Raw genomic sequence first — 12,283 nt, 5'->3', positions numbered from 1 at the left:
ATCCTTAATACTTATAAGACTATTTGCTATTTTTGTAAAGTCATAAGGGTTCTTCCATTGACCCTATTTTTAATATTTGTTAGAATTTTTTTATCGTTTTATTTAGGAGATAAGCAATGGAATTTACCATTAGAGAGGCTGAGATTAGTGATGCCTCAGCTATCAGAGATATTTATGGTTACTATGTAGCCAATTCATTCGTTACTTTTTCAGAGGTCAATGGTTCTATTCAGGACTATGAGGATTCAATAGTTGAAACAAAAAAAGCATATCCTTATATTGTGGCATGTGATGAATCAGGCAAGGTCATTGGTATGGCCTATGCTGGTCAGATTAGACATCACGATGCCTACAAGTTTTCTGTAGAATCTACTATTTACACCTCACCAGAGGTTCCTAAAAAAGCTGGGATTGGACGTGCATTGTACGAGGAATTAGAACGCAGATTATCAGCTATTGGTTACAAGTATATGTACGGTGTAATCACAGATGATAATGTTGCAAGCATTGCTTTTCACAAGGCTCTTGGCTTTGAAGAAGTAGGACATTTTACTAACATAGGTTACAAATTCGGAGAATGGAAGGGGATTGTGTGGTATCGCAAGCAGATAGGTTCGCTTGATGATATGACATTAAAATTATAAGTTATGAGAAGAGCATTTCGTTATTTCTTGGTATCAATTCTATCTATTATTTTGACATTGGTTGCAGTTGGGGTAATTTATATTGTCGCAGACACTCACAACCGTATTCAGGTTAAGACTGGCAAGTCATACACTAGCGAGGAAGTTGAGGCTCTCATTGAAGAGGCCAAGGAAGAGGGCATAGATCAGGGTAAAATATCTGTTCTTGCCAATCTTAAGGGCTCACTTGAGGATGGTTCATCAGTTATTGCAGTTCTCAAGTCATTTTATCCTGATTATATAGTTGTAGCAGCTAATAATAGATACAATTTCGTAGAGATAGATGATTCATTGGCTAAAAATGAATATAAAGTTGAAAATTTGTCGGTAGATGAGACTACTGGTAGATACTCTTATTCAGATGGACAGACTGTTTCTAGATTTGGAATTGATGTGTCATCCCATCAGGGAGATATTGATTGGGAGGCAGTTGCTGCTGATGGAGTAGAGTTTGTTTTTGTCAGAGCTTTGTATAGGGGCTATGGCACAGGAAAGCTCATGGTTGATGAGAAATGTGTAGAGAATATAGAGGGAGCACAGGCTGCCGGACTTGATGTTGGCGTATATGTTTTTTCTCAGGCCATCAACGAGGCTGAGGTAGTGGAAGAGGCTGCCACAGTTTTAAATATACTAGATGGTTATGAGCTACAATTACCTATAGTGTTTGACGTGGAAAAAGTTGCTGCAAAAGATGCTCGTACTAACATTCTTTCTGTTGATGAACGTACAAATCTTACAAAAGTATTTTTGAATACAGTTGAGGGTGCTGGTTATGACACGATGATATATCATAACACTGAAATGGGGGCTATGCTTTTAGATTTGAACCAGCTTACTGACTATAAAAAATGGTTTGCGGGATACAATCAGGAGTTTTATTGGCCTTATGAATTTGATCTCTGGCAGTATACAGAGTCAGGCCATGTAAATGGTATCGAAGGAAGCGTTGATATGGATATTTGGCTTAAGCCTTAATATGAAAAGACCTTTTGTGAAAACAAAAGGTCTTTTTTAGTGCTATTTAATTTAAAAGTAAGTCTACAAGACGGTCATTGTCTTTAGGATTCATAAAGCAGAATCTAATGTAATTCTCGCCTAGATAAGGGAAAGTAGAACAGTCTCTTATCATAAGACCGGCTCTAATGCATTTATCAAATAAGTCATTGCTGGTAATTCCATCCTCAAGAATTTTCAATAGCATAAAATTACCATGTGGCCAATATGGCTTGAATCTAGAGCTCTTTTCAAAAATATCGTATAGACGATTTCTCTCTGATGCGATAAGTGAACGAGTGGCCTCTATGTATTTGGTATCTGAAAACATAAGTGTTCCAGCAATAACAGCAATAGAGTTGATTGTCCAAGGATCTTTTCTTTGGTTCATAACTGACATCAAATCTGAATTAGAGCAGATGGCGTATCCAAGCCTAAGACCTGGAGCTGCAAAAAACTTCGATGTACCGCGAAGTATTGCAATATTGCCGTAGGTGCGAGTGAGGCTCACCGATGAAACTTCTTTTATGTTTTCAGCAAACTCAACATAAGTTTCATCCACCATTACAAATATGTCGCATTCCTTGCAGGCATCAAGTATTTTTCTCATGTCATGATTGTTAATTGCAGTACCTGTAGGGTTATTTGGATTACATATAACAAGCATATCAATATCCTCTGACAGCTTGCTTATAAAGTGGTTAACATCTAAAACAAAGTCGTTTTCCTCTCTGAGAGGGTAATAGATTGTCTTGCCTCCCTCTAGAGCAATTTCACGTTCGTATTCAGAGTAGGTAGGGCCTAAGATTAATGCCTTCTTTGGCTTTTCAATTTGGATGAAAAGGGAAATAAGCTCTGTAGAACCATTTCCTACAATGATATTGTCTGTCTCTGTGCCGCAGTACTCTGCAATACATTTTCTAAGCTGAACATAATCTCTGTCAGGATATGTAGTGATGCAGTCAATATTTTTAGCAATGCCATCTCTAAGGTTAGGAGAGATGCCAAGTGGATTTACATTAGCAGAAAAGCTTATGATGTCCTCTTTTTTTATGCCATAAATTTGCTCAATTTTTTCTAAGTCACTTCCGTGAAAATGATCCTTGTGTTTTATCATGATTTCTCCTTGAAATATAAGCATTTTTTTAAACATCTACATAATAGCACCGACTAGACTAAATATCCATAAGTTTGTTATGGATAACGTTTGAAAACACAACATGTTGTGCTATAATTGACTATGAATATGCTAGGATTAGTGTGCAAAGGCTTATTTTTGCAAACTAATATGAAAGAGGTAATGTTTTGAGAAAAAGAATCTATCGAATTTCAGAGGATAAATTCGGCGACTTAAAACCAAATATTGAGTTTGATGTTGAGCAAATCCATGAGACTTGCTTTATTCATGATTCTTTTTCAGGGGAGATTTCTTTTAAGAGTCTTAATGATGTAAAAATCAGAGGTGTAATTTATTGCACCAATCCATACATCAAAATCCAGGAACCTTTATTTGACAGTGTTAATGTTAAAATTCACTATACAGTTGATGATTTAAATTTTAAAGTTGGGGAGGAATTAAAGGGTGATTTTGTAATTGTTGCGGTAGGAGTTGAAAATTATATTCCTTTTACAATTAGCTATATTAAGCCACCTCTTATTTCCTCAAATGGAGAGATTCGTACTCTTCAAGAATATGCAGACTTTGCTCAGAATAGATTTACAGAGGCTGTTTCTCTTTTCTATTCAGATCGTTTTGCTAATTTTATATTAGATATGGACAAGCGTACCCGTCTTTTGTACAGGGGATTTAAGGCGGCGCCTATTTCTGCTATCAATGTTGACGAGTTTTTAGTTTCATGTGGACTCAAAGAGAAGATGACCTTTGACCTAGATGAAAGATGTGATAAATACTACGAGATTAATGAAAATATAAAAGGTGAAATAGAGATTACCAGATCTACTTGGGGCTATATTGATATTGCTGTTTCTTGTGATGCTGACTTTGTGTCTATTGATAAGAGCCATATTACATCTGACTTTTTCTTGGGCTCTATCTTTACCATGAATTACTATGTTCACAAGGAAAAGATGCATGCTGGTCTTAATTACGCACGCATTTCATTTGATTATCGTAATATTCATAGGGAGATTACAATCCTTGCCACTGCGGACAAGGAAGGCACTGTCCTTGATACAGTTTCCCATGAGACTAATCTTATCAAGCTTAATGCATGTCGTCTCTATGAGGATTTCAGACTTAGAAATATTACTACAGGCCAGTGGTGCACTAAGACTCTTGAGATGATTGATTCATTGGCACCAGATCTTGCAGATGATAATTATATCCTTCTGATGAAGGCTCTTTTATACGTGACTAACAATCAAAAGCAGGAGGCCCTTTGGATTATTCAGGATCTAAAGCGTACAATCGAGGATAAGGGCAGCGGTGACTGGGCGTTTTTGCTTTATATTTGCACTCTTATTGAGCGTGAGGAAGGTTATGTAGATAGGCTTACTGAGACTATTGAGTCTATTTTTAGAGAGCATTATGACGATGTTAGGATTTTTTGGTTCCTCCTTTTCCTCAGAAAAGAATACATTAAAAATCCTACAGCCAAGCTTCGAGATATAGGAGAGTGGATTAGCGATGGCTATGATTCGCCTCTTTTGTATATTGAGGCATACTATATATTTGTTCAGGACCCATATTTGATTTCTGGGTTTGACGAGCTTACTGTCAAAATACTTAACTGGGCGCGGAAGAAAAAGGCTATTAACAATGACATAGCTATTCAGATGGTTCATGTTCTTGAAACTGAGCGCACATATAACCCAATGGTGCTTCCTATTTTGGAGGAGTGCTACAAGGTATATCCTGATTTGAAATTATTGCTTGGCATTGTTACATATTTGCTTAAGGCCAACTATGTAGAGGATAGATTCCTTAAGTGGTTCAAGCTGGCTATAGATTCTAATTTGCATGTGTCTGGCCTTTTTGAGGCTTACATGGAGAGTCTTCCAGACTATTCAGTTGATAAGCTGCCTAAGCTTCTCACCATGTTCTTTAAATACAATAATGAGCTTTCACCTGAGAAAAAGGCTCTTTTGTATGCCAATATTATTTTGCACAAGAGCGAGGATCCAGAGACCTATGAGCAGTATGAGTCTGCCATTGAGACATTTGCGCTTGAGCAGTTAAAAATAGGTCGTCTTGATGATAATCTGGCAGTTTGCTATCAGCGCCTCATGGAGATGGGAATATTTGATTCTGAGATTGCTCGTCTTGTTTCTGAACTTGCATTTAAGAAAAAGATTGCAGTTATCAATTCTGATGTTAATAGAATTTTTCTCTATCAGGATGAGTTTAAGGCGCCTACTATTGCCAATATTTCCGACCACAAGGCATATTTTCCTTATATCGGGAAAAAGGGTGTTATTTTCCTAGAGGATGAAAATGGATTTTTGTTTGTGGATGAGGATGCCTATTTGATAGAGGATGTTATTCATCCAGAAGCTTACATGGGTACACTTAGAAGCCTTACTCCTTTAAATCTTCCTTATGCCATTATGGATTTGGAAAATAAGGGTGAGATTAATGAAAAATCAGAGCAGGATGCAGATGAGGCGGAGTTACTCATTAACGCTAAGCAGCTTTCTGCTGATTATCTTAGAAAGCTTTATCCTAAGATTATCGAGATTCTTCGTTTTAATGACCGAGAGGCTGTCATTGAAAAGCATTTTATGAATGAGGCAGATCTTACCTCTTTAGATGCAGCCACAATAGCCTCTGTGCTTGAGGTATTTATCTATAGAAGCAAGTACGAAGAAGCTTACTATATGATTAAAAACACCAATGCTACCTCTCTTGATAATGGGGCAGCGAAAAAGCTATGCCAGTTTATGATTAATCAAAATCCTGAAAAGTTAGATGACTTCTTAGTTGGGCTTGTAGCTCATTTAACAGAAGAGGGATTATATCATAGTGATATGATTCGTTATCTAATTCGTTTTTACGTAGGTCCTACAAAGACTATGATGAAGGTTTTTGATAATGCCTACGAAAAGGGCGAGGATGTGGTTGAGTTTGCTGAGCGAATTATCACCCAGGTTCTTTATAGAGATTTCCTTCCAGAAGGAATAATGGATATTTTTGAGGCTTATGCTGCTCGCAAGAACAATAAGATGATTGTGGAGGCATTCCTTACTTACCAGGCACATGCGTACCTTTCTGATGGACAGGAGATTCCGGAGATTATTTTCTCTTATATTTACAATAGATATAAAAAGGGACTTGCTGTCAATGAGAGTATGAGAATTGCCCTTTTGAAATATCTATGCACCTCAAAGGATTTGGATGAGGATGATATGGAGATGCTTGATATCCTCCTGGCTGACGCAATCCTTAGAAATCAATATTTTGGTTTCTTTGCAGGATGCAATCAGGAGCTTAAAATCAAATATCATCTCTATGACAAGCATTTTATTGAGTTTAACAGTGACCCACGTCAGTCAATTACCATCGCCTACTCTGTAAATGGTGGTCAGGCAGTGGAAGAGGATATGATAGAGATGTACGATGGCTTGTACGTAAAGCAGTTTATTCTGTTTTATGGGGATGAGCTTAAATACGAGATCTATTGTGACGAACAGTCGGAGGAGCCTCTTAAGAGTGATACATTTGTAGCTAGTGATGAGTTAGACAACACAACTGGCAGATATGCTCTGATGAATGACATTTCTCGATATAGCCTGTATGGAGAAATGGAAGCTCTTGCAGCTTCAATGAAGAAATATCAAGGGCTTGAGACAGTTACCAATAATATTTTCTCAATATTATAATATTGAGTGAAGGAGTTTTATGAGTTCAGAGGGAGCTTTTTTAGGAATTGATATAAGCGCTAAATCTACCGTCGTTAGCCTTTATAAGGCCGATATGGCAGAGCCTTCTACTGTTAGTACAGTACTTGGAGAAGAATGTTATTCTATTCCTACTACTGTGGCTAAGAGAGTTGGCATGAGCCAATGGTTTTTCGGTGATGAGGCCATCAAACGCAGTCGCACAAAAGAGGCTGTTTTAGTTGAAGACCTTTTTACTCTTGCGCTGAAAAAGGATATGGTTTTTATCGATGATTCTTCCTATGAAGCCCAGGATTTACTTGTTATTTTCTTCAATAAGATTTTTTCTATTCCAGGTCCTATGGCTGCGATGGACAGTATCGATAAGCTGATAATTTGCGTCGAGCAGGTTAGCCTTGAAATCATGGAGCTTATGAATTATGTGGCATCTAAGCTTGGCTTTTCATCTAAGCAGCTGATGTTAATTGATAGAAATGAGTGTTTCTATTATTATGCTCTTTCGCAAAAGCCAGAATTATTCTTATACAAGGTGGCCCTTTTTGATTATAGTGGCTCCAATGTTGTCTCTTGTGTTTTAAACAGAAATCAAAGTACAAGACCACAGCTTATTACGCTTGATGTGGCCAACCATGGTGATATCATAGACAACCGTGACGAGCTTTTCGAGAAGATTGTTACAGATACAATTGGCAATGAGCTTTACTCAGCCGTCTATCTTGTCGGAGATGGTTTTGATGGTGATTGGATGAAATCATCTCTTACCAAATTGTGCAAGGGACGAAAGGTATTCTTAGGTAAGAATCTCTATTCAAAGGGAGCATGTTACGCAGGGTACATAAAAGAAGGAAATAGAGATTGGCCATTTATATTTATTGGCGACAACGACCTTAAGATGAATCTTTCAATTAAGATTCTTGATAACAATGTGATGAAGTTTTATACACTCATAGATGCTGGACAGAGCTGGTATGATGTAAAGGGTGAGTGTGAGGTTATCCTTGATGGAGAGCCAGAAATAGAATTTTTCATTCAAAGACCTGAGTCTAGAGAGGCTCATACAGAGGTTCTTGAACTTACAGATATGCCAAAGAGAGAAAATAGAACTACTAGACTTCGTATTGAGGCTAGTCCTATTTCTGATGTTGCTGTTTCTATCGCAATTACGGATTTGGGATTTGGGGAGATATCTGCAGCTTCTGGTAAAAAATGGGAGCATATTATATCTATTAAGTAGGGTGTTTTATGAGTACATTAATTATTTGCAAAAACTCAATAGCGGCTTCACCTTATTACATTGAGGAGGCGTCCTTGAATGTATACTCTTTGGAAGAACTTAGTTATTATATTTTAAACAATGTATATCTATTATCTTCCAAGTTGATGAGCCCAGAACTATGTAATTGGATTGGTCGAGAGCTTAAGAATCAGACTCTTTCAAAAGAGCTTCTTGGACTAGTTCAAAGCAATGCACCTTTACATATTTTTGTAGGACACATACTAAGCGCCAATGGTTATTCTTCAAATAAGGAGATTAAGGATGTTTTATCTATTATTTCCACATTCGAGAATAAATCAGAACCAGAGCGAAGAAAGCTTCGCGCTGATAGGCTAATGGCTGGAGACAAGCTTATAGATGCAGTATATGAGTATGAGACGCTTCTTGCTGATGATTTAACCAAGCAGATGTCTGCAGTGACAGAGGGAGATGTGTACCACAATTTAGGTTGCGCTTTTGCTAAGCTGTTTCTGTTTGATGAGGCTATCAAGTGTTTTGATGAGGGATACAAGAGAAATCATAAAAAACAGACATTATATTGTCTTTTGTATGCCAATAAATGTGCTCACAATGAAGAAGGCTTTCAGGAGTTTGTAAAGAAATATCAGGTTCCTAATGATGAAATTTATGAGGTTAACAATATTATCTTAGGGGCTACCAACAACGAAAAGATAGTAGATTTTGACAGGGCTATTAATGATTTACTTTCAGATGATTCCAATCGCCAGTCCTCTAGGGAGGTAATGACTAATATAATTAATAGTTGGAAGAAGGAATATATTAAGCTTTGTAAAATATAATTCGGGAGAGTCTAAATGGGTTTATTTACAAATCGTAAAAAGAAAAAGGAACTTAAGGCAGCTAAAATCGATGATGCTTTCAGCAGAGTCTATTCTCAAATTGAAGGCATTGACACTTGGAATCCTAAAAAACTTGAGCACTATATTTTGGATTCCTGTGAGCAGATTATTGCCTCCACCAAAGAATTAGAGAAGCAAAAGACAGAGTATAGAATTGTCACTCAGTATCTTAACGACATCAAAGCTATCGAGAATATGCCTAAGGAAGAGGCGAAGATACTTAGGAACACAGCTTCTAAAATCTGCGAGCTTGAGGAAAGCATTCTCAGTTCAAAGGGTGTTTCTCGAAACATTACCGAGGAACAATTCGAGGTGATTTCCAGCGATGAAAAGGATATGCCGGAGATTATTAATCGATATATAGATAACGAGATTTATCAGGCTAAAATCAAGCGAAGCCTTTCATATATGGAAGGGGAGAAGAGCCGTTGGGAAATCGAAAGAGAAGAGCTTAGAGAGCAGAAAAAGCTATTTAAGAAAATGGCCTCTATCATTATGGTTAGTTTTATGGCGCTTTTAATGCTACTTTACGTTATGTACAATGCAGCTCAGAGCTCTGCCAAGGCAGATATTTATATATGGGTGTATATAGTATTATTTATATGCGCTACCAGCGGTTTTATTGTATTCCTTAGACAAAACTCCATTGTTAAAGGAAACCACCAAGCGATAGTTCATCTCAATCAGGCAATAAGCGTATTGAATGTTGAGAGAATGAAGTACGTTAATGTCACCAATGGCATTGAGTACATAAAAGACAAATATCACGTTTCTTCAGCTGCTGAACTACAGTATGTTTGGGAACAGTATCAGGACAAGATTCGAGATCAAAAGAGATATATTCAAAACAATTATGATCTTGAGTTTTACAACGATAAGCTTGAGAGAATTCTTTCTGAGATAGGTCTTGCTGATGACAAAATATGGCTTAATCAGGTAAATGCTTTGATTAACCGTCAGGATATGTCAGAGTGTCGTCATAGACTTGTTATGAGACGCAAGAAAATCAGAGATAGAATAGAAGATCATAGAAGAATTGTCCAAGAAGAAAGAGATGAAATAGATAGGCTCATGACTGAGCATGAGCACTATCTTCCTGAAATTCAGGAAATCATCAAATCTGTTGATAAGCTATGTGGCACTAGCCCTAAGGCTAGCCAAGCTTAATTATTTCAAAATGAAGTCCATGTAGACTGGATTGTGGTCTGAGTATTTAAACTCTGCATTTAAAACATTTGCATCAACGAGTTCTACGTTTGATGAGATGATAAATCCGTCTACAGTTAGTACAAATGTATTCTCAGTATATGGTGCATCTGCGTTACGGCAAGATGGAGCTGGATTGTATTCATCAATTGGACCTACTATTTCAAATGAATCTGGCAAGAGCTCAGTTGGGAATGTTTTTGCCCAAGGATGGCTTTCCTTATCGCCTCCGAAATATTCAGAGGAATCACCTAATAGATCCTTATTCATGTCGCCACCTACTATTACGTAGTTGCCAGCATCATATTCAGCTTGCATATCTTCTGTAAGCATTTTGATTTGATTTACAGCAGTACTTGGGTCGGTTGTATATGCAGAAAGATGTACGTTGAAAAGGACTAGTTGTTTACCGTTATCTACGTCTATATAGTTTTTTGCGTAGCAGCGATCTAAATCTAAGAATTTAGAGAATCCAGTTTCAATAGGAAGCTGTCGGCGAACAGAATCATTTATTGTGACACTGCTCACTGTTAAAAGTCCTGATTTTGACTTGCCATGTGGTTGAGTCAATGGATACATTAAAAATGGACTATCGTAGTTTACAGCAAATGTACAGCTTGTATCTTTTGTGTTTTCAGATATTACCTGTGTGAGAAGCGCTGCTTCGTCTACATGGTATGAGCGAGTGGAATCAATATCCACTTCCTGAAAGAGATAAAAGTCAGGTTCTAAAGACTGACAGAGTTTAGCTTCATTTGTGATATTGTTGTTTACTGCCTCTTTTGAGAAGGCCCATGACTCTGTGCCTCCATCCATGAAAAATGAAAAGTCATCGGAGTAGGCACCAAATCCTACATTTGCAGAGGATACTCTATAGGTTTGACCGACATTAATTTTATCTGTTGGATTGCCACTGTTTGAAATATCAAGAGATAGATTGTCATCTATCCTGTGGTATGCGATAAATAAGTAAGCAAAATAACCTAATACAATCAATATAAGTGAGAGTAATAGAATTAGTAACGATTTGATTGTTTTTTTCATCATAAGTAATAATTTGTGTTCCTTTCTAAAAATTGATTGTTACATTCTATCACATTATACACGTATAGTGAATTTTTGATATATTTCTACAGATTTACTATAATGTAATAAAAGGAGAGTTAATATTATGCTAGAAAGATTAAAGACATCAAATGACTTCCGATTAAATTTCCAGTATTTTTTATTACAGGGATTTTATTGGATGATAGTGTGCTGTGCTATTAGTTTGGGCTCAGCTTACCTATCGGACAGAGGGTATTCTACTGCAGGAATAGGAATACTTTTTGCACTTGCTTTTGCAATGGCTGCTATTTTACAGCCAATTATTTCAATTAATACAGATAATTCTAGCCGCTATACAGTAGTGGATGTACTTACAGTTCTTGGTATTATTGTTACTATTGATATGTTTCTTGCTTGCACTACATCAGGAAAGTCTATAGCTACAGGGCTTACATTCTTTATTGGTGTTATGTTTGCACAGCTTGTACAGCCATTTCTAAATGCTCTTAATTTCTTCATCGAAGACCGTGGCGTTGAGATGAATTATGGCGTTGCTAGAGCAAACGGTTCGTTGTTTTTCTTTGTCATTAGTTTGGTGGCAGGAAATTTAATGAAGGCTTCTTCGGAGCGTGTTCTTCCAATACTTGGATTTATTGCTTCAGTTGGATTTATGTCTATACTCATTTGGCTTAGATATACTCTTAGTAAATCATCTAAGTCTTTCGCAAAAGAATACGATCCATTTGAGAAAAGACAGGTTGGAGAGGAAATCACAGTTAAGACAGTCAAGAAATTTATTTCAGATAACATGGCTTTCTTTGTAATCATGATTGGTGTTACATGCTTTTTCTTCGGACATGTTTTAATTAATAACTTTGTTTATCAGATTACAAGTCACGTAGGTGGAGATGAGGCTGATACAGGTGGAATCTTAGCACTTGCTGCTTTGGTTGAACTTCCAGCAATGATTTTATTCAACAAGATAAAATATAGATATAGCACTAAGCTTTTATTTGGAATTTCAGCATTTTTCTTCTTTGTTAAGATTTTATTTACAGCATTAGCTTCAACTGTTGGCATGCTTTACTTTAGTATGATTTTCCAGGCCCTTGCTTTTGCACTTTTCATTCCAGCATCTGTTCATTTTGTCGATGAGTTTATGCCTGCTAAGGATTCAGTTAAGGGACAGGCATTCCTTGTAGTTGCCATGACACTTGCTAATGCTCTTGCAAGTTTTGTTGGAGGCGGCTGCATGTATACCTTCGGTGTCACATTCTCATTATGGTTCAGTACAGTTATTACATTGGCTGGCGTTGTGGTTTGTATTTGCGGACTTTTCAGAATAAATGCAAAAAAATAAA

At 36.9% G+C, this 12,283-nt stretch carries 9 protein-coding genes; 7 read left to right on the top strand and 2 right to left on the bottom strand.

The annotated features are described in order from the left end of the window. Positions 1-116: 116 nt before the first annotated feature. Positions 117-644 (top strand): GNAT family N-acetyltransferase, encoded by a 528-nt coding sequence (locus F0Q01_RS05075; RefSeq protein ID WP_090149482.1) that lies wholly within the window; start codon positions 117-119, stop codon positions 642-644. Between the two features lie 3 nt (positions 645-647). Next, positions 648-1,658, top strand: coding sequence for a glycoside hydrolase family 25 protein (locus F0Q01_RS05070; protein ID WP_090486908.1), 1,011 nt, complete (start codon positions 648-650; stop codon positions 1,656-1,658). A 46-nt stretch (positions 1,659-1,704) separates the two neighbouring features. Here the strand turns inward: F0Q01_RS05070 and F0Q01_RS05065 are convergent, their stop codons facing one another. After that, positions 1,705-2,793: a pyridoxal phosphate-dependent aminotransferase gene (locus tag F0Q01_RS05065; RefSeq protein WP_090149489.1), complete on the bottom strand. Its 1,089-nt coding sequence runs from the start codon at positions 2,791-2,793 to the stop codon at positions 1,705-1,707. A 188-nt stretch (positions 2,794-2,981) separates the two neighbouring features. On the opposite strand from F0Q01_RS05065, the gene F0Q01_RS05060 reads away from it, so the two are divergent. The 4 genes from F0Q01_RS05060 to F0Q01_RS05045 are packed head-to-tail and all read left to right on the top strand — an operon-like array spanning position 2,982 to position 9,836. Continuing rightward, positions 2,982-6,515, top strand: a complete 3,534-nt coding sequence (locus F0Q01_RS05060) for a DUF5717 family protein (protein WP_090486905.1) — start codon at positions 2,982-2,984, stop codon at positions 6,513-6,515. Positions 6,516-6,534: 19 nt separating this feature from the next. Then, positions 6,535-7,767 carry a DUF5716 family protein gene (locus F0Q01_RS05055; protein WP_090486901.1) on the top strand — a complete coding sequence of 411 codons (1,233 nt, stop codon included), beginning with the start codon at positions 6,535-6,537 and terminating at the stop codon, positions 7,765-7,767. Between the two features lie 8 nt (positions 7,768-7,775). Further along, on the top strand, positions 7,776-8,609 hold the full coding sequence (locus F0Q01_RS05050) for a hypothetical protein (RefSeq protein WP_143001105.1): 834 nt from the start codon (positions 7,776-7,778) through the stop codon (positions 8,607-8,609). A gap of 15 nt (positions 8,610-8,624) precedes the next feature. Continuing rightward, entirely contained in the window at positions 8,625-9,836 is a 1,212-nt protein-coding gene (locus tag F0Q01_RS05045; RefSeq protein WP_090486897.1) for a hypothetical protein, read from the top strand. Here the strand turns inward: F0Q01_RS05045 and F0Q01_RS05040 are convergent, their stop codons facing one another. After that, on the bottom strand, positions 9,837-10,922 hold the full coding sequence (locus F0Q01_RS05040) for an endonuclease/exonuclease/phosphatase family protein (RefSeq protein ID WP_090486894.1): 1,086 nt from the start codon (positions 10,920-10,922) through the stop codon (positions 9,837-9,839). It abuts the gene before it with no gap. Positions 10,923-11,046: 124 nt separating this feature from the next. Between F0Q01_RS05040 and F0Q01_RS05035 the strand changes: the two genes are divergently transcribed. Further along, positions 11,047-12,282 (top strand): MFS transporter, encoded by a 1,236-nt coding sequence (locus F0Q01_RS05035; protein WP_090486891.1) that lies wholly within the window; start codon positions 11,047-11,049, stop codon positions 12,280-12,282. Position 12,283: the final 1 nt, after the last annotated feature.

This window comes from Pseudobutyrivibrio xylanivorans (assembly GCF_010906925.1).
GTDB lineage: Bacteria > Bacillota > Clostridia > Lachnospirales > Lachnospiraceae > Pseudobutyrivibrio.
This window is presented reverse-complemented; position numbering and strand designations above follow the sequence as displayed.

Coding starts and splice junctions, on each gene's coding strand:
- F0Q01_RS05075 (WP_090149482.1), top strand. CDS start 117: ATGGAATTTACCATTAGAGAGGCTGAGATTAGTGATGCCTCAGCTATC.
- F0Q01_RS05070 (WP_090486908.1), top strand. CDS start 648: ATGAGAAGAGCATTTCGTTATTTCTTGGTATCAATTCTATCTATTATT.
- F0Q01_RS05065 (WP_090149489.1), bottom strand. CDS start 2,793: ATGATAAAACACAAGGATCATTTTCACGGAAGTGACTTAGAAAAAATT.
- F0Q01_RS05055 (WP_090486901.1), top strand. CDS start 6,535: ATGAGTTCAGAGGGAGCTTTTTTAGGAATTGATATAAGCGCTAAATCT.
- F0Q01_RS05050 (WP_143001105.1), top strand. CDS start 7,776: ATGAGTACATTAATTATTTGCAAAAACTCAATAGCGGCTTCACCTTAT.
- F0Q01_RS05045 (WP_090486897.1), top strand. CDS start 8,625: ATGGGTTTATTTACAAATCGTAAAAAGAAAAAGGAACTTAAGGCAGCT.
- F0Q01_RS05040 (WP_090486894.1), bottom strand. CDS start 10,922: ATGATGAAAAAAACAATCAAATCGTTACTAATTCTATTACTCTCACTT.
- F0Q01_RS05035 (WP_090486891.1), top strand. CDS start 11,047: ATGCTAGAAAGATTAAAGACATCAAATGACTTCCGATTAAATTTCCAG.